This is a genomic window from uncultured Cellulomonas sp. (assembly GCF_963527515.1).
Lineage (GTDB): Bacteria > Actinomycetota > Actinomycetes > Actinomycetales > Cellulomonadaceae > Cellulomonas.
Genome location: NZ_CAURTV010000006.1, coordinates 31,991 through 56,268, shown reverse-complemented (window position 1 = coordinate 56,268; position 24,278 = coordinate 31,991). Strand labels below are relative to the sequence as shown.

Genomic DNA, 24,278 nt, shown 5'->3' with positions numbered 1-24,278 from the left:
GAGGTGCTCAGCCCTTGGCGGCGAGAGCGGTGTTGAACGTCTCCACGTACTGGTCCACGTTCAGACCCTTGAGCTCGGTCTGCCACGCGTCCCACTCGGACATCGGGCGCTGGCCGAGGATGAACGCGGCCGTGTTCTGCGTGACCGAGTCGTTCAGGGCGGCCTGCCAGAGCGTGATCTGCTCCTGCTGCATCTCGTCCAGCGGTGCGGACGGGACCAGCGGCAGCTCGGTCTTGTCCGCCATGGCGTCGATGAACTCGTTCGTCGCCTCGGTGTTCAGCCCGCGGATCAGCTCGTCCGTCGTGCCGTTGGCCAGCATCCACACGCCGTTGCTGAAGCCGAAGTCGGCGTTCAGCTTCTTGGTGCCCGCGGGGTTGACGCCGTTCCAGTCGACGTCGGCGGCCAGCGTCCGCGTCTCGCCGTCCCGGGTGAACGTGGTGCCCTCGACGCCGTACTTGGCGAACTCGAGGCCGTTGTCCGAGTAGTAGAGCCAGTCGACGAACTGCAGGAGCGCGAGGAAGTGCGGCTTCTCGGCCACCTCGGACGAGAGCATGAAGCCCGACGCGGCCCGGCTGCCGGACGCGACGTTGTCCCCGGCGGGGCCCTCGGGCACCCGGATGAGGTGCACCTTGGCCTCGGTGTTCCCGGCGTCCGTGAACGTCTTGGCGTAGCTGGTGATCTCCTGGGTGTTGCCGGAGATCGCCAGCGACTGGCCGCTGCCGAACTTCTGCTTCGCGGTGTCGTCGTCCTGGGTGACCGACTCCGGGTCGAGCAGGCCGTCCTCGACCAGCGAGGCGAAGTACGACACGAGCTCCTTGTAGCCGTCGCCCGACGCGGCGTACGAGAACGTCGTCGAGTCCTCGTCGTAGACCAGGCCGTTGCCGAAGCCCCAGCCGGCGACCGTGCCGAAGTTCGGCGCGGCGAGGTTCAGCGTGGCCCCGAGCGGGCTGTTGTTCGTCGTGGACCAGCGGTCCGACATCGGCCAGACACCCGGGTTCGCGTCCTTGAGCGTCTCGAGGTCGTCACGCAGGTCGTCCCACGTCTGCGGGTCGTCCGTGATCCCCGCCTTCTCCCACAGCTCCTGGCGGATCGCGATGGAGTACTGCGGCTGCGGCGACTCGTACAGGCCCGGGAGCATGTAGTACTTGCCGTCCGCCTGCACCAGGTTGTCGATGTAGGGCTGGAGCCCCCACTCCTCGATCTTCTGCTGGAAGTTCGGCATGTACTGCACGTAGTCGCTGATCGGCAGGAGGGCTCCGCCGGACACGAACTGCGTCTCCTGACCGGGATAGGTCACCGGGATCAGGTCCGGGGCGTCGCCGGCGCTGATGATCAGCGACTTCTTGGCGTCCCAGTCGGACAGCGGCGCGCTGGTCAGGTCGAAGCTGACCTTGTTGTTCTCCGCCAGGTGCGAGAAGAACAGCCAGTCCTTGTTCAGCGGGTAGTTGGGGTGGTCGCGGTACAGGACGCCGAGCGTCACCGGCTCCGTCGCGACGAAGTCGGTGCCGACCTCGAAGTCCTCCATGGCGCCGACGCGCTGCGCGTCGGGGATGCCGCTGGCGCTGGCCGACGGCTCGTCCGCCGGGTCGCCGTCCGACGAGCACGCGGCCGTGAGCGTGAGCGCGAGCACCGCGACCGACGCGGCGGCGGCGGCGCGCTTTCTGGTGGTCCTCATGATTCTCCTTGGAGAGCTGGAAGGGGGTTACTGCTTCACCGCGCCGAGCATCACGCCCGACACGAAGTACCTCTGGAGGAACGGGTAGAGGCAGATGATGGGCAGGACCGTGAGGAGCATGGTCACGGACTGCACGTTGGCGCCGATCTGGGTGAGGTTGTCCGTGCCGCCGCCCTGGATCGACGTGCCGCCGGTGACGCCGGCCATGAGGTTGCGCAGGTACACGGTCACCGGGTAGAGGTTCGGGTCGTCCATGTAGAGGAAGGCGCCGAACCAGCCGTTCCAGAACGAGACCGCGTAGAACAGCAGCATCGTCGCCACCACGGCCTTGCTCAGCGGGAGCACCACCTTGAAGAACACGCCGTAGGTGCTCATGCCGTCGATCGAGGCGGCCTCCTCGAGCTCGCTCGGGAAGTTCTCGAAGAACGACTTCATCACCAGCAGGTTGAACACGCTGATGGCGTTGGGCAGGACGATCGCCCACAGGGTGTTCCGGAAGCCGAGCTGGCTGATGAGGATGTAGTTCGGGATCAGGCCGCCGTTGAAGAACATGGTGGCCACGGCCACGCCGATGAAGAACTTGCGGCCCTTGAGGTGCTGCTTGGACAGGGCGTATGCGTACGTGGTGGTCAGGGCCATCGCGATGGCCGTGGCGATCACCGTGTACTCGATGGTGTTGCGGTAGTTGCGCCAGAACATCGAGTCGCCGAACACCACCTGGAACGTGGTGAGGTTGAACCCGCGCGGGACCAGGTTGACCTGCCCCGAGTTGATGTAGCCCTCGGAGCTGAAGGCCTGGGCCACGATGTTGACGAACGGGTACAGGACGAGGGCCGCGACGACGAGGAGGACCGCGCCGTTGACCAGGCGGAAGACGCGCAGTCCGCGGGTGTCCTTCACGCCGGTGGAGGGGACGCGGGTGAGGTCGGTGGTCACCACAGGCTGGCCCCCACGGTCTTCCGGGAGATCGCGTTGGCCGACAGGATCAGGGTGACGCCGATGAGGGCCTCGAACAGGCCGATCGCCGTGGCGTAGCTGATGGAGTTGGACACGATCCCGACGCGGTACAGGTACGTGGAGATGACGTCGGCCGTCGAGTAGATGAGCGGGTTGGACAGCAGCAGGATCTTCTCGAAGCCGACCGCCATGAACGTGCCGACGTTGAGGATGAGCAGCACGATCATCGTCGGCCGGATGCCGGGCAGCGTGATGTGCCAGGTCTGCTGCCACCGGTTGGCGCCGTCGATGCGCGACGCCTCGTAGAGCTGGTCGTCGATCGTCGTGAGCGCCGCGAGGTAGAGGATCGTGCCCCAGCCGACGGTCTGCCAGACCTCGGAGGTCAGGTAGATCGTGCGGAACCAGGACGGCTCCTGCATGAAGGTGACCGCCTGCCCGCCGGCCGCCTCGATGATCTGGTTGACCGTGCCGTTGACGGAGGTGAGCTGGAACACGATGCCCGCGACGATCACGACGGACATGAAGTGCGGCAGGTAGGAGATCGTCTGGATGCTCCGCTTGAACGTCCGGGACCGGACCTCGTTGAGCATGAGCGCCAGGACGATCGGCAGCGGGAACACCACCAGCAGGGTGAGGAAACCGAGCACCACCGTGTTGGTGAACGCGTGCCAGAACTGCTGGTCGTTGATGAACATGCGGACGTAGTAGAGGCCCACCCACTCGTCGCCGAACATGCTGCCGCCCGGCCGGAACCGGCGGAACGCGACGACGTTCCCGAGGATCGGCACGTACCGGAAGATGATCAGGAAGACGAGCGGCAGCACCAGGAACGAGTAGAGCCGCCAGTCCTTGCGCAGCGCCGCCGCCCAGCTCTGGTGCACGGCGTGGATCACCGTCCCGTCGTGCGCGACCCACGTCTCCTTGCGCGGCTTGCGCTTGTTCCTCTTCCTGGGTGCCGGCACCAGGAGCGCCGGGGGTGGGACCGGGTCGGCCACCGCGGGTTCCTGCAGGGTCATGCGCTCGTCACCTCCATCAGGTCGTGGGCGCCGAGCGGGAGGACGGACACCTCCGTGGTCAGGCGGCGCGTGTGGTCGACCTCGCGCAGCTCGCCCGTGAGCCGCAACGCCAGGACCTCGCAGTCGTCGGCGCTGGAGCGGGCCACCCGCAGCTGCACATCACCGGGCTCGACGACGCGGGCGCCGGAGAGTCCCGTGAAGGCGGTGACGTCGGCGGGCACGGTGAACGTCACCAGGGCGGACTGCCCGGGCTCGAGCTCCGTGCGCGCGTACCCGACCAGGCGCACGACGGGCCGGGTCACCTGGGCGACCGGGTCGTGCAGGTACAGCTGCACGACGTCGGCGCCCGCGCGGTCCCCCGTGTTGGTGACCAGCACCTCGACGGTCGCCTCGCCGTCGACCGGCCACACCTCGCTCGTCGCGCGGGCCGACCAGCTGAACGTCGTGTACGACAGGCCGTGGCCGAACGGGAAGGGCGACGTCGGGTCCACCGACGACACGCCCGTGCGCCGGCCCAGCGGCGCGGACAGGTAGGTCCCCGGCTGGCCCGAGGCGTCCGCCGGGATGCTCACCGGCAGGCGCCCCGACGGGTTGGTGGTCCCCGCGAGCACCTCCGCGAGCGCCTGCCCGCCGAGCTGCCCGGGGAAGAAGGCCTGCACCACGGCGGCGTCGTCGGCCGCGAGCGGGCCGATCGCGTACGGCCGGCCGGTGAGCAGCAGGATCACGACGGGGGTGCCTGTGTCGAGCAGCTCCCGCACGAGGTCCTCCTGGACACCGGGCAGGTGCAGGTCGGTGGCGTCGCAGCCCTCGCCGGAGGTGCCGCGGCCGAACAGGCCGGCCCGGTCGCCCACGGCGACGACGCAGACGTCGGCGGCCCGCGCGGCGTCGACCGCCTCGCCGAACCCCTCGCGGCTCGGGTCGGTGACGTCGCAGCCGCGGGCGTAGGCGACGGAGGCCCGGGCGTGGCGCAGGGCGTCCCGGAGCGTCGGGATCTCGATGCCCAGCCCGTGCTCGAGGTGGTGCACGCCCACGTGCGCGGGGAACGAGTAGCAGCCGAGCATCGCCATGGGGTCGTCCGCCAGCGGCCCGACCAGCGCGATCTGCGCGCCGGCGCGCAGGGGGAGGGTGTCCGCCGGGTTGGCCAGCAGGACGATCGCCTCTCGCGCCAGCCGCAGGGCGAGGTCGCGGCTCTCGTCGTCGTCCAGGACGGGCTCGGCGGTCGGCGTCGGGGACCAGTCCGGGTCGAGCAGGCCCAGCTCGGCCTTCTGCAGCAGGACGCGGCGGACCGCCCGGTCGACCAGCGCCTCGTCGACCTCGCCGCGGGCCAGCGCACCACGCAGCGGCTCGCCGTAGCAGTGCACGCTGGGCAGCTCGACATCCACGCCGGCCGTGAGGGCGAGCACGGCCGCCTCGGCCTCGGAGCCGGCCACGCCGTGCAGCGTCTGCAGGAACCGGATGCCGAAGTAGTCGGCGACGACGGTGCCGGCGAAGCCCCACCGGTCGCGCAGGGTCGTGGTGAGCAAGGTGGCGTCGGCGGCCGACGGCACACCGTCGAGCTCGGCGTAGGAGTGCATGACCGACCGTGCGCCGCCCTCGCGCACCGCCATCTCGAACGGCGGCAGGATGACGTCCGCCAGCTCCCGCGGACCGATCGAGACGGGTGCCAGGTTGCGCCCGGAGCGGCTGGCCGAGTACCCGGCGAAGTGCTTGAGGGTGGCGACGACGCCCGCGCTCTCGAGGCCGCGCACGTAGGCGGTCCCCACGGTGCCGACGAGGTACGGGTCTTCGCCGATGGTCTCCTCGGTGCGGCCCCACCGGTAGTCGCGAGTCACGTCGAGCACGGGCGCGAGTCCCTGGTGCACGCCGGCCGACCGCATCGACGTACCGATCCGGTGCGCCATCGCCTCGACCAGCACGGGGTCGAAGCTGGCGCCCCAGGACAACGGGACCGGGTACGCGGTGGCGCCCCAGGCGGCGAAGCCCGTGAGGCACTCCTCGTGCACGAGGGCCGGGATGCCCCAGCGGTTGGCGGCGACGATCTCCGCCTGCGACGCGGCCAGCGAGCGAGCACCCGCGGCGGGGTGCACGGGCGCGGAGCCGTACGGGCGGGTGAGCTGGCCCAGGCCGTCGCGGATGACCTCCGACCAGCCGAGCCCGTCGGCCGTCATCTCGGACTGGTGCGGGGCGACGCCGCCGCCCGTGGCGTCCGCACCGACCCAGAGGCCGACCAGCTGCGAGAGCTTCTCCTCCAGGGTCATGCGGGCGACCAGGTCGTCGACGACGCCGTCCGGGCGTGCGATCTGCTCTGTCATCCGACCTGTCCACCTCCGTCTCACGGCCCTGTGAGAGTCGAAAGTATCGACCGCTTTGTCGATATCTGCCGGAGGTGGACGCTAGGCCCCTCGGGCGGCGATGGCAATCGTGATGCGAATTTTGGCAAACGTTTCTCATCATCGAGCAGGGACCGGATGAGATCCGGCCGCTGTTCTGGGCGGGGTCCACGGTCGGTGCTACGTTCTGCCCGATAGTTGCGACGAGCAGACCGGACCCTCAGCCTCGATGACCACCACCAGCGCCTCCGCGAGCCCCGAAGACGACGTCGTCCCCGAGCTACCTGGGACCACGGCGACCATCGCCCTCATCGCCGCCGAGGCCGGGGTGTCCATCCCCACGGTCTCCAAGGTGCTCAACGGGCGCACGGACGTCGCCGCGGTGACCCGTGCTCGCGTCGAGGAGGTCATCGACCGGTACCAGTACCGCCGCCGTCGTGGCCGTTCCCAGTCCGGCCCCGGGCTGCTCGACCTCGTCTTCCACGAGCTCGACGCCGGCTGGGCCGTGCAGATCATCAAGGGGGTCGAGTCCGTGGCCGGCCCGGAGCGGATGGGCGTCGTGCTCTCCGAGCTGGGCGGTGCGCACCGACCCCGGCAGGAGTGGCTCGACGACGTGCTGGCGCGCCGGCCCCGTGGCGTCATCCTCGTCCTGTCCGACCTGGACCCGGCGCAGCGGCGGCAGCTGGAGACGCGGTCCATCCCGTTCGTCGTCGTCGACACGGCCGGTGAGCAGCCCGCCGGTGTCCCGACCGTCGGGTCCGCCAACTGGGCGGGCGGCCTGGCCGCGACCCGGCACCTGCTGGGGCTCGGGCACCGCAAGATCGCCGTCATCTCCGGCCCGGTCGACGTGCTGTGCAGCCGCGCGCGGATCGACGGGTACCGCACCGCGCTGGACGAGGCCGGCGTGGCCGTGGACCCGACGCTCGTGCGGTACGGCGACTTCTTCGTCGGCGGCGGCTACACCCACGGCATGGACCTGCTGGACCGTCCCGACCGGCCCACCGCCATCTTCGCCGGCTCGGACTTCCAGGCGCTCGGCGTGATGCGCGCGGCCCGTGAGCTGAACCTGCGCATCCCGGAGGACCTGTCGATCGTCGGCTACGACGACCTGCCCGTCACCGAGTGGATCGGCCCCCCGCTGACCACCATCCACCAGCCCCTGCAGGAGATGGCCGCGACGGCCACCCGCATGGTGCTGGCGATGGCCCGCGGCGAGGCGCCCACCAACCCGCGCATCGACCTGGCCACGGAGCTGGTGATCCGGGAAAGCACCGCCCCCCCGGCGCGGGTGGTCTGACCCCGACGCCGAACTCGTCAGCTCCGGCCGGGTTCGTCTGCTAGAGCGGACGATGTCGGCTGCAACTGACGAGTTGGCGCCCTCGGTCGGACGCGGTCAGCGGCCCGTGCCGTCGACCGCGTGCGGCTCGATGGCCGACAGCTCGTCCTCGGTCAGCGGCGGGGCGCTGAGCGCCTTGACGTTGTCCTCCAGCTGGGCGACCGAGCTGGCGCCGACGAGGGCCGAGGTGATGCGGTCGTCGCGGAGGACCCAGGACAGGGCCAGCTGGGCGAGGGACTGACCGCGACCGGCGGCGACCTCGTTCAGCGCTCGCGCGCGGGACAGGTACGTCTCGGACAGGGCGGTCGGCTTGAGGAAGTGGCCGACGGCCGCGCGGGAGTCGGCGGGCACGTCGCCGGACAGGTAGCGGCCGGTCAGCAGGCCCTGCGCCAGCGGGGAGAACACGATGGTGCCGATGCCCAGGTCGCCGACGACGTCGAGCAGGTTCTCGGTCTGACCTTCGCCGACGTTCTCGATGTGCCGGTTGAACATCGAGTAGCTGGGCTGGTGGATGAGCAGCGGCGTGCCGAGGTCCGCGAGCACCTGCTGCGCGGTCCGGGTCTGCTCCGGGGAGTAGTTCGAGATGCCGGCGTAGAGCGCCTTGCCGCTGGTCACCGCGGTGTGCAGGGCGCCCATCGTCTCCTCGACCGGCACGGACGGGTCGGGGCGGTGGGAGTAGAAGATGTCGACGTAGTCCACGCCGATGCGCGTCAGCGACTGGTCCAGCGAGGACAGCAGGTACTTGCGGGAGCCGCCGTCGCCGTACGGGCCCGGCCACATGTCGTAGCCGGCCTTGGAGGAGATGACCAGCTCGTCGCGGTACGGCCGCAGGTCGGAGGCCAGCACGCGGCCGAAGTTCTCCTCCGCGGAGCCGTACGGCGGGCCGTAGTTGTTTGCCAGGTCGATGTGCGTGATGCCCAGGTCGAACGCCCGGCGCAGGACGGCCCGCTGGGTGTCCAGCGGGGTGGTGTCACCGAAGTTGTGCCACAGGCCGAGCGACAGCGCGGGCAGGTCCAGTCCGCTGCGACCGGTGCGGCGGTAGGTCATGGAGTCGTAGCGGGAGGCGTCGGCGTCATAGGGCATGGCAGCACGCTATCCGTAGGATCACCGGGTGCTGCATGTCGCGTTCTTCGAGCCCCGCATCCCCGGCAACACTGGCAGCGCCATCCGGCTGGCAGCCGGCACGGGGTCGACGCTGCACCTGGTGGAGCCCCTCGGGTTCGACCTGTCGGAGGCCAAGCTGCGCCGCGCGGGACTGGACTACCACGACCTCGCGCACGTGGTGGTGCACGCGAACCTGGAGGCACTGCTCGCGGCCGTCCCGGGGCGGGTGTTCGCGTTCACCACCCACGCCACCCAGCACCACACCGAGCTGGCCTACCGCGCGGACGACGTCCTGCTGTTCGGCCCGGAGCCGACCGGGCTCCCCGACGAGGTCCTCGCGCACCCCCGGATCACCGCCCAGCTGCGGATCCCCATGCTCCCCGGCCGGCGGTCGATGAACCTTTCGAACGCCGCAGCTGTCGCCACGTACGAGGCGTGGCGACAGCTGGGCTTCGAGGGTGGGGTCTAGCTAGCCCAGCTTCCACTTCTGGGCGTTCGCGCCGTTGCAGTCCCAGATGTGGACCTGGGTACCCGGCGTCGTCGAGTGGCCGGGGTTGTCGAGGCAGCGGTTGGACTGCGGGTTGTAGTACCCGCCGTTCTGGGGGATCCAGACCTGGGCGCCGGTACCGTTGCAGTCCCAGAGCTGCACCTTGGTGCCGTTGGCGGTGCCGCCGCCGGCGATGTCGAGGCACTTGCCCTGGACCCGCAGCGTGGTGCCGGCCTGCACGAAGGTCCACTTCTGGGCGACCGTGCCGTTGCAGCCCCAGATCTGGATCCTGTTGCCGTTGGCCGTGTTCTGCGCGCTGTTGTCCAGGCACATGCCGTTCGCGTTGACGAGCGCGCTGCCGCTGCCGGTGGGCGGCGGGTTCGTCGTCCCCCCGCCCGTGAACGGCTGGATGATCAGGCCGGCCGCGGTGGGCGACCCGTCGTGCACCAGGGACTCGAAGGCGCCGACGTCGTCGAACGCGAACGCGTAGGCCTTGCCGTCGGCCATGTTGGCGTGCACGATCCGCGCGTACTGGTTGGTCGGGTTGCTCTTGTAGAACGCGGACGCGTCGGTGCTGGGCTGGGTGTCGACCGTGCCGAGCGTGCCGCGGTTCAGCGCCGCGCACAGGGTGCGGGCGATGGGACCGACCACCTGGTCGTTCGGGGCGTGCAGCGCGCCGTCGCAGCCCCACACGTCCGCGCTGCTGGGCCGCGCGAAGGAGGCCACCTGCTGGCCGGAGCTGTTGGTGAACGTCATCGTGGTGCCCGAGGTGCGGCCGAAGTACCTGATGCTCGGCTGGTCGCCGAACGGCACGACGGTGAGCGTCTTGCCCGCGTACGCGCCCCACGCCGAGGCGATGTACGGGTCGAGGTACGTGGCGCTCATCAGGCCGGCGCCCGCCGCCTTGCCGGGCGCGAGCACCCGCAGGACGGTGCCGTCGGCGCGCTTCACCACGGTGTTCGCCCAGCCGGGCTGCGCGGCGATCTGGTTGATCGTGCTGTCCCGGCCGTTGGCGACGAGGTCACCGGTCCGCCGGGTGCCGGACGCACCCGTGACCGTCACGGCGTGCGGCAGGGCGAACATGTCGACCTGCGAGCTGTTGAGCCAGAGGCCGGCGTCGTTGTAGGTGAACTCGCTCCAGTCGAACAGGATGTTGTGGTTCGCGTCGCCGCTCGCCCACGGCGCCGGCTGCACGAGGCCGTCGGGCGTGAGGAAGAACTTGAGCTTCTCCCCGAGCGAGAAGTAGACGCGGCCGGAGATCCCGCGCGGCACCTGGATCGTGGTGCTGCCACCGTTGCCCGGCCCCGCGATCGCGACGTCCGGCGCCGCCGACGGCGGGTTGTTGCCCGCGGGCCACGCCGTGAAGGTGCCCGCGGCGTTCACGTACCCGAGGCGCCCGGTGCTGAGGTTGGTGCCCAGCACGTACACGTAGACGGCCTCACCCCGGCCGCTCGAGTTGGTGATGGTCAGCGGGAGCCGGTCGGGGCCCACCGCCTGCGCTCCTGTTGCGGCGGCGACCACCGTCGTCACCGCGACCGCGAGCGCGCTGAGCGCCCCGATCCACCTGCTGGTCCTCATTGACCCGCTCCTCACGTCACTGCGCCGGCGGCAACGGAGAGAGATCCCCGCGCCTTGTGTTGACACGTGTCAACCACAGTCGCAGGACCCTATGACCAACGCATTCCGTACCGCAAGGGGCACTGCACCCCGTACCGGCCAGCACCTGGGTCAGATGTCCGAGATCTCGACGTCCCCCGTGAGGATCGCGCGGAGCTCCTCGGCCAGACCCTCGCCGACCGATGCCGACTCCTTCGCCGCGCGCAGACCCCTCTGGGCGGCACCGAAGAGCCGCTCCGCGTCGGCCGTCCCGGCACCGGAGCTCACGACGGCCGAGTGGAGCGACGGCCACGCCCGGGGGTCGATCCCCGACTGCGGCGCCGCCAGGAGCGCGACGACGTCGCGCCGCAGCCCGTCGGCCAGCGCGGTGGCGTGCTCGTCGGAGGCTGCTGCGGGAAGGGTGGCGACGACAGCGAACTCGTCGCCGGCGGTCCGCGCCGCCTGCCACCCCGCCGGCAGTCCCCCGGTCAGCCGCGCACCGATCCCCGCGAGGACGACGTCACCGACGCCCTGGCCGTACGCCGAGTTGAGCCGGGAGAAGCCCACGACGTCGAGCAGCACCACGACCACGCGGGAGCGGGTGCCGGCGACGTCGGCGCACCGGCGGGCCAGCTCGTGCATCGCCATCGACCGGTGGGGCAGGCCGGTCAGCGCGTCGTGCAACGACCGCACCGCCAGGAGCGTGGACAGCGACCGCATCAGGTCGGCGGTGCTCACCACGCGCCAGGACTCGTCGGCCACGAGCACGTCGTCGTACCGACGCTCGTCGAACCGCTGCATGGCGCGCACGGCGACCTCCGAGACCGGTGCGGCCGGCGCCACGACCATCGGGCCCCAGTCGGTCAGCTCGTGCGTCCCCCGGCGGGCGAGGACCGCGCGGCCGAAGCCGAGCCGCCCGGTCATCGCGGCGGTGAAGCGCGGACGCGTCACCAGGCCGATCCGGCTCTCGTCGTGCGGGTCCCGCACCGCGACGCTGGCCACGTGCGGGGACCGGAAGATCAGCTCGAGCTGCGCCACCGGCAGGCCGGCGTCGACCACGTCCACCGGGTGGGCCAGGTCGGCCACCGTGGCACCGGCGGTCGCCCGGTAGCCGCCGACGGCGGTGCCGAGGCGCTGGGTCAGGAGCGTGAGGTCAGCGTGCACCGGGCGAGTATCCGCGCAGGTCAGCGACGTATCGGCCCGAACCGGCCGTTGTTCACGAACCGTTCGCCACCTGTGTGCGGCAGGATCGACGGGTGTTCACCACCCGCCCCGAGCTCACCGGCACCTTCGGCATGGTCGCCTCGACGCACTGGCTGGCGTCGGCGGTCGGCATGCGGGTGCTGGAGGCCGGCGGGAACGCGTTCGACGCGGCCGTCGCCGCCGGGTTCACGCTCTCGGTGGTGGAGCCGCACCTCAACGGACCGGGGGGCGACGCGCCGATCATCGGGTACCGGGCGGCCGACGGGCACACGTTCGTCGTCTGCGGGCAGGGCACCGCGCCGGCCGCGGCGACCGTCGACGCCTACCGCGACCTGGGCCTCGACCTGGTCCCCGGGACCGGCCACCTGGCCGCCGTGGTGCCCGGCGCGTTCGGCGCCTGGCTCGACCTGCTCGCGCGGTACGGCACCCTGCCCCTGGCCGACGTCCTGGCTCCCGCCATCGGCTACGCGCGCGACGGCTACCCGCTGGTGCGCGCCGCGTCCCGGACCATCGCCACGGTCGCCGAGATGTTCACCGAGCACTGGCCGACGTCCGCGGAGGTCTACCTCCCGCACGGCGCGGTGCCGACCGCGGGAGCACGCTTCACCAACCCGGCGCTGGCCGACACGTTCGAGCGGCTGCTGGTCACGGGCGGCACCCGCGAGGCGCAGATCGAGGCCGCGCGGCGGTCGTTCTACGAGGGGTTCGTCGCCGAGGCCGTCGACACCTTCCAGTCCACCGTCGCGGTCCGCGACTCCTCGGGCCGACGTCACACCGGCCTCCTGCGGGCCGACGACCTCGCGGGCTGGCGGGTGACCGAGGAGCCGACCGTCTCCCTGCGGTTCGCGGGCCGGACCGTGCACAAGACCGCCGCCTGGGGGCAGGGGCCCGTCCTGCTGCAGCAGCTCGCGATGCTCGACGCCCTGGGCGTGGACGAGCTGGTGCGCGCCGACGACACGCTCGCGCTGGTGCACGCCGTCGTCGAGGTGACCAAGCTCGCGTTCGCCGATCGGGAAGCCTGGTACGGCGATTCCGCCGACGTCCCCCTCGACACCCTGCTGTCCCCGGCCTACGCGGCGGAGCGTGCCCGCCTGGTCGGGCGGACCGCCGCCGAGGGGCTGCTGCCCGGCTCGCCGGACGGGCGGGTCCCGCGGCTGGCGTCGGCACTGTGGGGGGCACCCGCCGCCGCCAGCACGCCCGGCACCGGGGAGCCGACGGTCTCGCCCCAGGGGCTGAGTCCCGGCGACACCTGCCACGTCGACGTCGTCGACCGCTGGGGCAACCGGGTCTCCGCGACCCCGTCGGGCGGGTGGCTGCAGTCCAGCCCCGTGGTGCCCGGCCTGGGGTTCGCGCTGCCCACGCGGGCGCAGATGTTCTGGCTGGAGCCCGGGCTGCCGGCCAGCCTGGCCCCGGGCACCCGACCGCGGACCACGCTCAGCCCGGGCCTGCTGCTCGACGACGACGGCACCGGCATCGCGTTCGGCACACCCGGCGGCGACCAGCAGGACCAGTGGACGGTGCCGTTCCTGCTGCGGCACCTGGTGGGCGGGGCCGGTCTGCAGGAGGCGATCGACGCCCCCATGTGGCACTCGTCGCACGTGCCGGGCTCGTTCTACCCGCGCACCCACACCCCGCGGGGGCTGGTGGCCGAGTCGCGGCTCGGCGCGGACGTGCTCGCCGCGCTCGCCGCGCGCGGTCACCAGGTGGAGACCGTCGGACCGTGGGAGCTCGGGCGGCTCAGCGCGGCGGGCGTGCGGCCCGACGGGATGCTGGTCGCGGCGGCCAACCCCCGAGGCATGCAGGGCTACGCGGTGGGCCGGTGAGCGAAGTCCTCCGATGAATTAAGCGATTGATGAGGGTTCGATGAGGAACGGTACCTGCGCGGAGCCCAGACATCGGACCACTGCTAGCGTCGCTGCCATGCCCGATGTCGTGGATGCCCACCTGCAGGTGTGGGACCCGGACGCGGTGCACTACCCGTGGATGACGCCGGAGAACTCGGCCGTGCACCGCCCGTTCCGGGTGTCGGACATCGAGGACCAGCTCGCCGACGAGGGCGTGCCCTGGGTGGTCCTGGTCCAGGCCGCCGACAACCGCGCCGACTCCGAGCGCATGCTGTTCCAGGCGCTGTCGTGCTCCCGCGTCGCCGGCGTCGTGGCGTGGGTGCCGCTGGACTCGCCCGACGACGCGGCCGCGCAGCTGGACACCTGGCGCCGCGAGCCGATCGTCGGCATCGGTCACCGCGGCCACGACGCCCGGGACCCGGACTGGCTGCTCGACCGCAGGGTGGACGCCAGCCTCACCCTGCTCACCGAGCGCCGGCTCACCCTCGACCTGACCGCGCACACCCCGACGGCCCTGGCCCACGTGGCGACGCTGGCCGAGAACCACCCGAAGCTGACCATCGTCCTCGACCACCTGGGCGACCCGCCGCTGGCGGTCCTGCGCGCGGGCGACCGGGACGGGTGGACCCGCTGGTCGGCGCTGCTGGGTGCGGTCGCGCAGATGCCGAACGTGGTGGCCAAGCTCTCCGGCCTGACCACCGCGGCCGGCGCGGGCTGGACCCCGGACCACCTGCGACCGGCCGTCGACCGCGCGCTGGAGGTCTTCGGGCCCGACCGGCTCATGCTCGGCAGCGACTGGCCGTACGCGCTGCTCGAGGGCGACTCCTACGCGCACGTCTGGCACGGGCTGCGTTCGACGGTGGACCAGCTGGGCGAGCACGACCGGGCTGCGGTGCTCGGCGGGACCGCGACGCGGGTGTACGGCCTCCCGTTCGACACGTTCTGACCTACCGACCGGCTAGGTTCGCACCGTGTCACGTTCCGACGACGTCGTCGACGGGGTCAAGCAGATGATCCTCGACGGACGACTCCAGGCCGGCGAGCGTCTCCCTGCGGAGAAGGAGCTGGCGGCGACCCTCGGCGTGTCCCGGGGGTCCCTGCGCGAGGGTGTCCACGCGCTCGGCACCCTCGGCATCCTCGAGTCCCGGCACGGCGACGGCACCTACGTCACGACGCTCGACCCGGCGCTGCTGCTCGCGCCGGTCGGCTTCGTCGCTGACCTGCAGGACGACGCCTCCGCCTTCCACGCGGTCCGACGCCTGCTCGAGACCGAGGCGGCCGGCCTGGCGGCCCTGCACGTCGACGACGCCTGCCTCGGCCGGCTCCGCACCGCGCTCGACGAGACGGCCCGGGCCCTGGTGGAGGTCCCGCTCGACCACGAGCGGCTGGTCGACGCCGACCTGGCGTTCCACGAGGAGGTCGCGCGTGCGTCCGGCAACCCCGTGCTCGCCGCGCTGATCGAGGGCCTCGCCGGCCGCGCGTCCCGGACCCGGCTGTGGCGGGGACTGAGCGACGAGGGCGCGGAGGACCGGGCGTTCGTCGAGCACGAGGCGATCCTGGCGGCCGTCGCGGCGCGCGACCCCGACCGCGCACGGCTGCGGATGGCCACGCACCTGCTCGGCCTGGAGGACTCCGCGACCGGCGTGCGCGCGCCCTGGGACGACTAGCGCCCGGGCGTCGAGTCGCGCAGCACCACCTGCGTGGGGACGTGCGTCAGCCGGGGCTCGTCGGAGGCGTCCGCGAGGGCCAGCTCCGTGGCGGCGATGCCCACCTCGACCAGCGGGATCCGGACGGTGGTGAGCCCCGGGACGACGTCGCGCAGGGTGGCGATGTCGTCGAAGCCGGCCAGCGCCAGGTCCTCGGGCACGCGGACCCCCGCCTCGCGGGCGACCGCCAGCGCGCCGAGCGCCATGACGTCGTTGACCGCGAACACCAGCTCGGGCAGCTCCCCGGCGCGCAGCAGCGTGCGCATCGCGTCCTCGCCGCCCTCGTGCGTGAACGCGCTGGTGAACACGGCGTCGTCCGGGACCGGGCAGTCGAGCTCCGCCAGCGCGCCCCGGAACGACTCCGCCCGCTCGCGCGCGGTCAGGTGGTCGGCCGGTCCGGCCAGCACGGCGAACCGCCGGTAGCCGCGGCCGTGCAGCGCCTTGGCCAGGTCGCCGGCTCCCTGCGCGTTGTCGACCACCACGCTGTCGACGCCCAGGATCGGCTGCCCGATGAGCGCCACGGAACCGCCGACGGCACGGTAGTCCGCGAGCGCGGCGCGCAGCTCGTCGTTGGTGGCCTCGTCGTCGAGGCGTCCGCCGGCGATGACGATCGCGCGGGCGCGCTGCCGCTTGAGCAGGTCCACCAGCCCGCTCTCCCGGCTGGGGTCGTGCTGGGTGCTGGCCAGGGTGACCTGGAGCCCGGCACGGTCGGCGGCGCGGGCGACACCGGCGGCGATGGAGGAGAAGTACGGGTCGGCGATGTCGTGCACCACGAGGCCGAGCGAGGTGGTGCGGCCGCGGGCCATGGCCTGCGCGTTGGCGTCCGGAGTGTAGCGCAGCCGCTCGGCCGCGGCGAGCACGCGGTCGCGCAGGTCGGCGCGCACGGTGCGGTTGGCGCTGCCGTTGATCGCGCGGGAGGCGGTCGCCAGGGAGACCCCGGCCTCGCGGGCGACGTCGCTGAGCGTGACGGATGCAGCCATGGTGAGGAGGGTAGGCGCTTGCCGCAGATCGGCGGCGGGTTCCGGGCGGGCTCGCGGGTGAGTTCGTCGGGAAAGCGGTATCCTGACGCGGTGACGACGACGCTCCGGCTGGCCGACGCCGTCCTGGTGCTGCGCCCCGACGACGACGTCGGCGTGGCCACGCGGGACCTGCAGTCCGGCACCTTGCTCGGCTCGCTCACGGTCACCCAGAGCGTCCCGCGCGGTCACAAGCTCGCGGTCCGCGCCGTCGCGGCGGGTGCCCCCGTGCACAAGTACGGGCAGTCGATCGGTCGCGCCACGCGCGACATCGCCGTCGGCGACCACGTGCACTCGCACAACCTCGGCATGGACGACGCCGAGCGCACCTACGAGTTCGGCACCGCCCGCGTCACCCTGCCGACGCCTCCCGGCGAGGTGCGCACCTTCGACGGCTACCAGCGCGGCGACGGCCGCTGGGGCACCCGCAACTACGTCGGCATCGTCACCTCGGTGAACTGCTCGGCCTCGACCGCACGGCTCATCGCAGACCAGTTCCGCGGCCGGGTGCTCGACGCCTACCCGCACGTCGACGGCGTCGTCGCGCTGACCCACGACACGGGCTGCGGCCTGGTCCCCACCAGCGAGGGCGCGCAGATCACCCGGCGCACCCTGCGCGGGTACGCCGACCACCCGAACATCGCCGGCCTGCTGGTGCTCGGCCTCGGCTGCGAGATGATCCCGGCGCAGTCGCTGCTGGACGGGCTCGACCTGCCCGCGGACAAGCCCGTGACCACGCTCGTCATCCAGGAGTCCGGCGGCATCCGGGCCACCGTGCGCGCCGGTGTCGCGGCCATCGAGGCGATGCTGCCCTCTCTCGACGCCCTGCGCCGCACCCCCGCACCCGTCTCCGAGCTGGTGCTCGGCCTCAACTGCGGCGGCTCCGACGGCTACTCCGGCATCACCGCCAACCCCGCGCTCGGGCACGCGTCCGACCTGCTGGTCGCCCGCGGCGGCACCTCCGTGCTGGCCGAGACGCCCGAGGTGTTCGGCGCCGAGCACCTGCTGCTGCGCCGCGCGGTCTCCCGTGAGGTGGGCCAGAAGCTGCTCGACCGCCTCGACTGGTGGAAGGGGTACACCGCGGCCGGCGGCGGGACCATGGACAACAACCCGTCGCCCGGCAACAAGGCCGGCGGGCTGACCACCATCCTCGAGAAGTCGCTCGGCGCCGTGGCCAAGGGCGGCACCGCGGAGCTGGTCGAGGTCTACGAGTACGCCGAGCCCGTGACCGCCCGCGGGTTCACCTTCATGGACACCCCCGGCTACGACCCGGTCTCCGTCACCGGCCTCGTCGCCGGCGGTGCCACGGTCGTCGTGTTCACCACCGGCCGCGGGTCCGTGCTGGGCTGCAAGCCGACCCCGTCCATCAAGGTGGCGACCAACACCGCGACCTACCTGCGGATGACCGAGGACATGGACCTCAACGCCGGGCGGATCGTGGACGGCACCGCCACGGTGACCTCCGTCGGCGAGGAGCTGTTCGAGCTGATCATCGCCGTCGCGTCCGGGCGGCAGACCGTGTCCGAGGAGCTGGACCTGGGCGCCGACGAGTTCGTGCCCTGGCAGCTGGGCGCGGTGACCTGACCGGTTCGCTCAGTCGTCCAGCCACCGCAGCACGGTCTGGCCGAACGCGCCCACGACGGCGAGCCGCGAGGTGGTGCCGCAGGACCGGCAGACCAGCGTGTGGTTGACCCAGAGGACACCGTCGACCTGGTCGGTCCCGGCCACGTCCAGGGTGGTCGCGCGGCATGCCGGGCAGAACAGCCGGCCCTCGGGGTCCAGCTCGAGTGAGGCTCCAGGCATCGCGGACGGCAACATCGAGTGGCTCACGGCGGGACCTCCGGGTGGTGCAGACGGTGCGGGGTGCAGGGCTCAGTGCACCACGTCGGAGGCGGGCGTCGCCTGTCGGGCGCAGGTCAGCGGTCCACCCGGGCACCGCCGCCGCCGGCGAGCTTGAGCACCTCGGCCTTGCTGACCATCGTGGTGTCCCCCGGCGTGGTCATGGCCAGGGCACCGTGCGCGGCGCCGTACTCGACCGCCGTCTGGAGGTCCTCGCCCGCCAGCAGGCCGTAGGCCAGGCCGGACGCGAAGGAGTCGCCGCCACCGACGCGGTCGAGGATCTCGAGGCGCTCCCGGTGCGTCGCGCTGACCACGCCGGTCGCCTTCGACCAGGCGATGGCGCCCCAGTCGTTGACCGTCGCCGAGTGCACCGTGCGCAGCGTCGTCGCGATGACCTGGAAGTTCGGGTACGCCTGCGCCACGCGGTCGATCATCGCCGCGAACGAGTCCAGCTCGAGGGCGCTGAGGTTCTCGTCGACGCCCTCCACCTCGAAGCCGAGCGAGGCCGTGAAGTCCTCCTCGTTGCCGATCATCACGTCGATGTGCGGCGCGATGGCGCGGTTGACCTCCTGCGCACGGGCCTGCCCGCCGACCGCCTTCCACAGGCTCGGCCGGTAGTTGAGGTCGTAGCTGACGATCGTCCCGTGCTTGCGGGCCACCGTGACGGCCTCGATCACGGTCTCGGCGGCGCTGTCGGACAGGGCGGCGAAGATCCCGCCGGTGTGGAACCACCGCACCCCGAGCTCGCCGAACAGGTGCTCCCAGTCGACGTCCCCGGGGGCCAGCTGCGCGGCCGCGGTGTGGCCGCGGTCGCTGACCCCGACGGCGCCGCGCACGCCGAAGCCGCGCTCGGTGAAGTTGAGCCCGTTGCGCACGGCCCGCCCGACGCCGTCGTACGGCAGCCAGCGCAGGAAGGAGGTGTCGACGCCGCCCGTGAGGATGCAGTCCTCGACCAGTCGGCCGACCTCGTTGTCCGCGAGTGCGGTGACGATCGCGGTCCGCAGCCCGAACGCGCGACGCAGGCCGCGGGCCACGTTGTACTCGCCGCCGCCCTCCCACACCCGGAACGACCGGGCCGTGCGGATGCGGCCCTCGCCGGGGTCCAGGCGGAGCATGACCTCGCCGAGCGAGACCGCGTCGTAGCGCGTCTCACCCGCGGGACGGATGACCAGGTCGGACATGGGTGGCACTCCTCGGCAGCTCAGGGTCAGGGGTGGGCGACGAGGCTCACGGCCTCGGCCGTGAGGTCGCGGACGGCGTCGAGATCACCGGCGCGCACGAGGTCCCGGGGGACCATCCACGAGCCGCCGACGGCCCGCACGCACGGCAGGGCCAGGTACTCGGAGAGGTTGCCGGGCCCGATGCCGCCGGTGGGGACGAAGCCGACGTCGCCGAACGGAGCCGCGAGGGCCGCGACCGCCTTGGCACCGCCCGACGTGCCGGCGGGGAAGAACTTCACCGTGGTCAGCCCGAGCTCGAGGGCTGCCTGCACCTCGGTGGCCGTCACCGCGCCGGGCAGGGCGAGGATGCCGTGCTCCTGGCAGCGCTCGACCACCGCGCGGCTGGTGCCCGGCGAGACCACGTAGGACGCACCCGCGGCGACCGCCGCGTCGACCTGCTGTGCGGTCAGCACCGTGCCGGCGCCGACGAGCACGTCGCCGCGGGCGGCGATCGCGCGGATGGCGTCGGCGGCGGCCGGCGTCCGGAAGGTGACCTCGGCGACCGGCAGTCCGCCGTCGACCAGCGCCTGGGCCAGCGCGTCCGCGTGCGCGGCGTCGTCGATCACGACGACCGGGACCAGACGGTGCGCCGCCAGGCGCTGCAGGATGTCGCTCACTCGTGCTCCTTCGCACTGATCGGGGAAGCGGTGGCCGTCGGAGGTGCGTACGCCTCGCGCGGGATCCGGTAGGCGAGGTCGATCGCCGTCTCGAGGGCCTCGTCGAGGTCCAGCCGGTGCTCCGCGACGAGCCGGGCCAGGAACCCGGCGTCGATCCGCCGCGCCAGGTCGTGCCGCGCGGGGATCGAGCAGAAGGCCCGGGTGTCGTCGACGAAGCCCGTCGTGTTGGCGAACCCGGCGGTGTCTGTCACGGCCTCGCGGAACCGCCGCATGCCGTCCGGGGTGTCCAGGAACCACCAGGGCGCCCCGAGCCGGACCGCCGGATACACGCCGGCGATCGGCGCGAGCTCGCGGCTGAACGTGTCCTCGTCGACCGTGAAGAGCACCAGCCGCAGACCGGGGTGGTGACCGAACGCCTCGAGCACCGGGCGCAGGCCGTGCACATAGTCGGTCGGCACGGGGATGTCGTAGCCCACGTCGGCTCCGCGCAGCTCCGCCACCCCGCGGTCGTGGTCCCGCAGGACGCCCGGGTGCAGCTGCATCACGAGCCCGTCCTGCGCGGACATGCGCGCCATCTCGAACAGCATGTGCCCGGAGAACGCCTGCGCGTCAGCCGCGCTGACGTCCCCGCGCAGCGCCGCCGTGACGATCCGGTCCGCCTCCGTCGCGCTCAGCGGCGTCGTGCCGGTGGACAGGTGCCCGTGGTCCGTGGCCCGGGCGCCGGCCGCGACGAACGCGCGCCGGCGCTCCTCCAGCGCGCGCACCAGGTCGCCGTACCCGCCGATCGTGACCCCCGAGCGCTCCTCCAGCAGAGCGACGTCGGCACGCCACCCCGGGCGGTCCACGTGCAGCAGCGCGTCGGGGCGGAACGTCGGCACGATCCGCCCGCCCCAGCCGCGCCCGGCCAGGTCGGCGTGGTCGGCCAGGGTCGCGGTCGGTGCGTCGGTGGTGGCCAGGATCTCGATGCCGAACTCGTCGAAGAGCGCGAGCGGCCGGTACGCCGGCTTCTCCAACCGCTCGGCGAGCTGGTCGTAGAGCCGGTCCGCGGAGTGGGCAGACGGCCGCTCGTCGAGTCCGAACACCTCGACCAGGACGTGCTCGAGCCAGTAGCGCGTGGGCGTCCCGCGGAACAGCGACCAGTGGGTGGCGAACGTGCGCCAGACCTCCCGGGGATCGGCGACGACCCCCGGCCGGTCCCGGCGCGGGACGCCGAGCGCGTCGTGCGGCACGCCCTGGGAGACGAGCATCCGGACCAGGTAGTGGTCGGGCGTGACGAGCAGCGACGCGGGGTCCGGGAACGGCTCGTCCCGCGCCAGCACCGCCGCGTCGACGTGCCCGTGCATGGAGACGATCGGCAGGCCCGCCGTGGCCGCGAGGATGTCCCGGGCGATCGGACGCACGACGGGGTCGCTGGGCAGCGCCCGGTCGGGGTGCAGCGTCCACCCGGTCTCGCTCGCCATCGTGCCCTCCTCGACCAGGCGGCGCCGGCGGACAGGTTCCGATGACGCGCACTGCAAACGCATTCATCGCAGCCAACCAGGTCATCCGGCCCGCCACAAGTCCCTACGCGCCATCGTCCCGCATGGCGGGATCGTCCTTGCGGGCGTTCGTCGAACCGTGCTGCAATCGCTTTCATCCGATGACGGCATCGATCGAGGAGGGCCCGTGGTGGTCACGCTGCGCGACGTCGCGCGAGCCGCCGGGGTCTCCCCGGCGACGGCCTCCCGCGCGCTCAGTGCGCCCGACCTCGTCGCGCCCGCCCGGCGCGAGCACGTCCAGCAGGTCGCCCGCGAGCTGGGGTACCGGCCCAACCGCGCCGCCCGGGAGCTGATCACGGGCCGCACCGGCAACCTCTGCCTGGTCGTGCCGGACCTGGAGAACCCGTTCTTCGCCGCCGTCGCCAAGGGGGTGCAGGCCCGCGCCCGGGCGCTCGGCTTCGCCCTGCTGGTGGCCGACGCCGAGGAGGACCCGCGCCTGGAGGGCGAGCTGGTGGGGCACCTGGGTGCTCAGGTGGACGGCGTCGTCCTCTGCTCGCCGCGCATGTCGGACCTCGAGCTGGACCGGCTCAGCCGGGACGTGCTGGACGACGACGTGCCGCTGCTGCTGGTCAACCGCCTGCACGCGTCCCTGCCGTCCGTGGTGATCGACAACACCGACGGCGTGCGCCAGGCCGTGACCCACCTGCACGCCCTGGGCCACCGGCGCATCGGGTACGCCGGTGGGCCCGTGGGCTCCTGGTCCGACGCGCAGCGCCGCCGCGGGCTGGAGCACGCGTCGCACGGCCTGCGCGGCATCGAGGTGGTGGACCTCGGCCACTTCCCGCCGCTGTTCGGCGGCGGGGTCGCCGCCGGGGACCTGGTCGCCGCGAGCGGCGTGACCGCGGTGCTGGCGCACAACGACCTGCTGGCCCTGGGCATCCTCAGCCGGCTCCGGGCCCGGGGCGTGCGCGTCCCCGAGGACGTGTCGGTGGTGGGGTACGACGACATCCCGGCGGCGACCCTCGTCTCGCCGTCCCTCACGACGGTGACCGTGCCGCTGGCTCGGCTGGGCAGGGCCGCGGTCGACCTGCTGGTGGAGTCCGGCTCGGTGCCGACCGCGACGGAGAGCGCGCTGGCCGCTGCCGTGAGCACGGCCGGCGGCGCGAAGGACCCGACCGGCACACCGACGTCCGTGCTCATCGGCGTGGAGCTCGTGGTCCGCGCGTCCACGGGTGTCGCCCCGGCGCAGTCGTCGGCAGCGGGCGCATGAGCGACGCCCCGCGCCTGTCGCGGTCGACGCTCGCCGGCGTCGGGCGGCCCGCGGGCGTCCAGCTGCCCGCGGTGGACCCCGGCGAGGTGCGCGTCGGGATGGTCCACCTCGGGCTGGGGGCGTTCCACCGAGCGCACCAGGCGGTCTTCACCGAGGATGCCGCCGCCGCGACCGGCGAGAACGGCTGGGGCATCCTGGGCGTCACGCAGCGCAGCGCCCGGGTCGTGGAGCAGCTGGCCCCGCAGGACGGCCTGTACGGAGTCCTGACCCAGGGCACCGAGGAGACGTCGCTGCGCCTCGTCGGGTCGCTGCGCGACGTGGCCTTCCCCGGCACCGGCACCGCCCGCGTGCTCGACGCGATCGCCGCCCCCACGACGCACGTCGTGACGCTCACCGTGACCGAGAAGGGCTACCGGCGGGCGGCCGACGGCGGTCCGGACCTGACGGACCCGGACCTCGCGGCCGACCTCGACGCGCTGGCCGGGGAGCTGCGCGGCGGGCACCGGGACTCCCCCGCGCGCTCCCCTCTCGGCCTGCTGCTGCGGGGGCTCGCCCTGCGGGGGCGGCAGGACGCCGGACCGCTGACGGTCGTGTGCTGCGACAACCTCGCCGACAACGGAACGGTGCTGGACGGCCTGGTCGGTGCCACCCTGAACGCCGTCCCCCACGGGCACCGGCTGCGGGAGTGGATCGGGGCGTCCGTGCGCTTCCCGGGCACGATGGTCGACCGGATCGTCCCGGCCACCACCGACGCGCACCGCGCGCAGGCGCAGGCGCTGCTCGGGCTGGCCGACGCGGGGCTGGTGGTGGGCGAGCCGTTCACGCAGTGGGTGATCGAGGACAGCTTCGCCGGTCCACGCCCCGCGTGGGAGCGCGCGGGCGCCACGCTGACCGCCGACGTCGCCCCCTACGAGCGCGCCAAGCTCCGCGTCCTCAACGCCAGCCACTCGACGCTCGCCTACCTCGGCGCGCTGCGGGGCCACACGACGATCGCGCAGGCAGTCGCCGACCCCGACCTCGCCGCCGCCGTGCGCGCGCTGGTCGACGACGACGTGCTGCCGACGCTGGTCGCGCCGGACGGCCTCGACCTCGAGCGCTACCGCGACGACGTCCTGTCCCGGTTCGCCAACCCGAACACCGGTCACACCACCGTGCAGGTGGCGATGGACGGATCCCAGAAGCTCCCACAGCGTCTGCTCGGCACGGTGCGCGACCGGCTGGCGAGCGGGTCGGTGCCCACCGCGGCTGCGGGGACGGTCGCCGCCTGGATCGCCTACGTCCGCGCGACGACGCAGGGCGAGCTGGAGGTCGGTGGCCGCCGCGTCACGCTCGACGACCCGATGGCGTCCGTCCTCGCGGACGCTGCCGCCGGGCCCCTCGACAGGCTCGCCGACCGGATGCTCGACGTGCGCCCGGTCTTCGGGGACGACCTGGCCGACTCGGAGCCGTTCCGGTCCGCCGTGCGTGCTGCGGTCGCGGACCTGCTGACCACCCGCGCCTGAGCGCCGGGTCTTGACGGGCAAGCGCCGCGGTGCGCTATCGTGGAAAGCGCATTCCCTCCTCCGACCGACACCGCGGTCCAGA

At 72.7% G+C, this 24,278-nt stretch carries 20 protein-coding genes; 8 read left to right on the top strand and 12 right to left on the bottom strand.

Annotated features, from left to right (window positions below; all coding sequences use genetic code 11):
• Window positions 1-7: 7 nt before the first annotated feature.
• From RYN42_RS03290 to RYN42_RS03275, 4 genes are read right to left on the bottom strand one after another with little or no spacing between them, the layout of a single operon-like run.
• Window positions 8-1,675 carry an extracellular solute-binding protein gene (locus tag RYN42_RS03290; protein ID WP_315093690.1) on the bottom strand — a complete coding sequence of 556 codons (1,668 nt, stop codon included), beginning with the start codon at window positions 1,673-1,675 and terminating at the stop codon, window positions 8-10.
• A gap of 27 nt (window positions 1,676-1,702) precedes the next feature.
• Window positions 1,703-2,614: a carbohydrate ABC transporter permease gene (locus RYN42_RS03285; protein ID WP_315093688.1), complete on the bottom strand. Its 912-nt coding sequence runs from the start codon at window positions 2,612-2,614 to the stop codon at window positions 1,703-1,705.
• Window positions 2,608-3,648 (bottom strand): ABC transporter permease subunit, encoded by a 1,041-nt coding sequence (locus tag RYN42_RS03280; RefSeq protein WP_315093686.1) that lies wholly within the window; start codon window positions 3,646-3,648, stop codon window positions 2,608-2,610. The genes RYN42_RS03285 and RYN42_RS03280 overlap by 7 nt, the downstream gene beginning before the upstream one ends.
• Window positions 3,645-5,960: a glycoside hydrolase family 3 N-terminal domain-containing protein gene (locus RYN42_RS03275; protein ID WP_315093684.1), complete on the bottom strand. Its 2,316-nt coding sequence runs from the start codon at window positions 5,958-5,960 to the stop codon at window positions 3,645-3,647. Before RYN42_RS03275 ends, RYN42_RS03280 begins: the two co-directional genes overlap by 4 nt.
• Window positions 5,961-6,207: 247 nt before the next feature.
• Between RYN42_RS03275 and RYN42_RS03270 the strand changes: the two genes are divergently transcribed.
• Complete coding sequence (locus tag RYN42_RS03270) at window positions 6,208-7,275, top strand: LacI family DNA-binding transcriptional regulator (RefSeq protein ID WP_315093682.1); 1,068 nt, start codon at window positions 6,208-6,210, stop codon at window positions 7,273-7,275.
• Between the two features lie 96 nt (window positions 7,276-7,371).
• On the opposite strand, the gene mgrA is transcribed toward RYN42_RS03270, so the two are convergent.
• Entirely contained in the window at window positions 7,372-8,397 is a 1,026-nt protein-coding gene (mgrA, locus tag RYN42_RS03265) for an L-glyceraldehyde 3-phosphate reductase (RefSeq protein WP_315093680.1), read from the bottom strand.
• 28 nt (window positions 8,398-8,425) lie between these two features.
• Here mgrA and RYN42_RS03260 point away from each other — a divergent pair, with 28 nt between their 5' ends.
• Window positions 8,426-8,887: a tRNA (cytidine(34)-2'-O)-methyltransferase gene (locus RYN42_RS03260; RefSeq protein ID WP_315093678.1), complete on the top strand. Its 462-nt coding sequence runs from the start codon at window positions 8,426-8,428 to the stop codon at window positions 8,885-8,887.
• Here the strand turns inward: RYN42_RS03260 and RYN42_RS03255 are convergent, their stop codons facing one another.
• The gene (locus RYN42_RS03255) at window positions 8,888-10,483 is read right to left on the bottom strand and encodes a beta-1,3-glucanase family protein (protein ID WP_315093676.1); all 1,596 of its coding nucleotides are present in this window, start codon (window positions 10,481-10,483) and stop codon (window positions 8,888-8,890) included. It lies immediately after the preceding gene.
• Between the two features lie 150 nt (window positions 10,484-10,633).
• A complete protein-coding gene (locus tag RYN42_RS03250) occupies window positions 10,634-11,665 on the bottom strand; it encodes a diguanylate cyclase domain-containing protein (protein ID WP_315093674.1) in 1,032 nt (343 codons plus the stop codon).
• 131 nt (window positions 11,666-11,796) lie between these two features.
• Between RYN42_RS03250 and RYN42_RS03245 the strand changes: the two genes are divergently transcribed.
• The 3 genes from RYN42_RS03245 (at window position 11,797) to RYN42_RS03235 (ending at window position 15,215) form a co-directional block, all read left to right on the top strand.
• Window positions 11,797-13,527, top strand: coding sequence for a gamma-glutamyltransferase family protein (locus RYN42_RS03245; RefSeq protein ID WP_315093748.1), 1,731 nt, complete (start codon window positions 11,797-11,799; stop codon window positions 13,525-13,527).
• A gap of 97 nt (window positions 13,528-13,624) precedes the next feature.
• Window positions 13,625-14,494, top strand: coding sequence for an amidohydrolase family protein (locus tag RYN42_RS03240; protein ID WP_315093673.1), 870 nt, complete (start codon window positions 13,625-13,627; stop codon window positions 14,492-14,494).
• A 25-nt stretch (window positions 14,495-14,519) separates the two neighbouring features.
• Window positions 14,520-15,215 (top strand): FadR/GntR family transcriptional regulator, encoded by a 696-nt coding sequence (locus RYN42_RS03235; protein WP_315093672.1) that lies wholly within the window; start codon window positions 14,520-14,522, stop codon window positions 15,213-15,215.
• On the opposite strand, the gene RYN42_RS03230 is transcribed toward RYN42_RS03235, so the two are convergent.
• Window positions 15,212-16,234: a LacI family DNA-binding transcriptional regulator gene (locus tag RYN42_RS03230; protein WP_315093670.1), complete on the bottom strand. Its 1,023-nt coding sequence runs from the start codon at window positions 16,232-16,234 to the stop codon at window positions 15,212-15,214. The two genes, RYN42_RS03235 and RYN42_RS03230, sit on opposite strands and share 4 nt — an antisense overlap.
• Window positions 16,235-16,324: 90 nt before the next feature.
• On the opposite strand from RYN42_RS03230, the gene RYN42_RS03225 reads away from it, so the two are divergent.
• Window positions 16,325-17,854 (top strand): altronate dehydratase family protein, encoded by a 1,530-nt coding sequence (locus RYN42_RS03225; RefSeq protein ID WP_315093669.1) that lies wholly within the window; start codon window positions 16,325-16,327, stop codon window positions 17,852-17,854.
• 9 nt (window positions 17,855-17,863) lie between these two features.
• On the opposite strand, the gene RYN42_RS03220 is transcribed toward RYN42_RS03225, so the two are convergent.
• The 4 genes from RYN42_RS03220 to uxaC form a co-directional block, all read right to left on the bottom strand.
• A complete protein-coding gene (locus RYN42_RS03220; protein ID WP_315093667.1) occupies window positions 17,864-18,100 on the bottom strand; it encodes a hypothetical protein in 237 nt (78 codons plus the stop codon).
• 86 nt (window positions 18,101-18,186) lie between these two features.
• Complete coding sequence (locus tag RYN42_RS03215; RefSeq protein ID WP_315093665.1) at window positions 18,187-19,290, bottom strand: sugar kinase; 1,104 nt, start codon at window positions 19,288-19,290, stop codon at window positions 18,187-18,189.
• A 26-nt stretch (window positions 19,291-19,316) separates the two neighbouring features.
• Window positions 19,317-19,946, bottom strand: coding sequence for a bifunctional 4-hydroxy-2-oxoglutarate aldolase/2-dehydro-3-deoxy-phosphogluconate aldolase (eda, locus tag RYN42_RS03210; RefSeq protein WP_315093663.1), 630 nt, complete (start codon window positions 19,944-19,946; stop codon window positions 19,317-19,319).
• Window positions 19,943-21,406, bottom strand: a complete 1,464-nt coding sequence (gene uxaC / locus RYN42_RS03205) for a glucuronate isomerase (protein ID WP_315093662.1) — start codon at window positions 21,404-21,406, stop codon at window positions 19,943-19,945. The genes eda and uxaC overlap by 4 nt, the downstream gene beginning before the upstream one ends.
• Window positions 21,407-21,611: 205 nt before the next feature.
• Between uxaC and RYN42_RS03200 the strand changes: the two genes are divergently transcribed.
• Both RYN42_RS03200 and RYN42_RS03195 read left to right on the top strand, forming a co-directional pair.
• On the top strand, window positions 21,612-22,694 hold the full coding sequence (locus RYN42_RS03200) for a LacI family DNA-binding transcriptional regulator (protein ID WP_315093661.1): 1,083 nt from the start codon (window positions 21,612-21,614) through the stop codon (window positions 22,692-22,694).
• Complete coding sequence (locus RYN42_RS03195; RefSeq protein ID WP_315093659.1) at window positions 22,691-24,196, top strand: mannitol dehydrogenase family protein; 1,506 nt, start codon at window positions 22,691-22,693, stop codon at window positions 24,194-24,196. The genes RYN42_RS03200 and RYN42_RS03195 overlap by 4 nt, the downstream gene beginning before the upstream one ends.
• The last annotated feature ends 82 nt before the right edge of the window (window positions 24,197-24,278 follow it).

Coding starts and splice junctions, on each gene's coding strand:
- RYN42_RS03290 (WP_315093690.1), bottom strand. CDS start 1,675: ATGAGGACCACCAGAAAGCGCGCCGCCGCCGCCGCGTCGGTCGCGGTG.
- RYN42_RS03280 (WP_315093686.1), bottom strand. CDS start 3,648: ATGACCCTGCAGGAACCCGCGGTGGCCGACCCGGTCCCACCCCCGGCG.
- RYN42_RS03275 (WP_315093684.1), bottom strand. CDS start 5,960: ATGACAGAGCAGATCGCACGCCCGGACGGCGTCGTCGACGACCTGGTC.
- RYN42_RS03270 (WP_315093682.1), top strand. CDS start 6,208: ATGACCACCACCAGCGCCTCCGCGAGCCCCGAAGACGACGTCGTCCCC.
- mgrA (WP_315093680.1), bottom strand. CDS start 8,397: ATGCCCTATGACGCCGACGCCTCCCGCTACGACTCCATGACCTACCGC.
- RYN42_RS03255 (WP_315093676.1), bottom strand. CDS start 10,483: ATGAGGACCAGCAGGTGGATCGGGGCGCTCAGCGCGCTCGCGGTCGCG.
- RYN42_RS03245 (WP_315093748.1), top strand. CDS start 11,797: ATGGTCGCCTCGACGCACTGGCTGGCGTCGGCGGTCGGCATGCGGGTG.
- RYN42_RS03240 (WP_315093673.1), top strand. CDS start 13,625: ATGCCCGATGTCGTGGATGCCCACCTGCAGGTGTGGGACCCGGACGCG.
- RYN42_RS03230 (WP_315093670.1), bottom strand. CDS start 16,234: ATGGCTGCATCCGTCACGCTCAGCGACGTCGCCCGCGAGGCCGGGGTC.
- RYN42_RS03215 (WP_315093665.1), bottom strand. CDS start 19,290: ATGTCCGACCTGGTCATCCGTCCCGCGGGTGAGACGCGCTACGACGCG.
- uxaC (WP_315093662.1), bottom strand. CDS start 21,406: ATGGCGAGCGAGACCGGGTGGACGCTGCACCCCGACCGGGCGCTGCCC.
- RYN42_RS03195 (WP_315093659.1), top strand. CDS start 22,691: ATGAGCGACGCCCCGCGCCTGTCGCGGTCGACGCTCGCCGGCGTCGGG.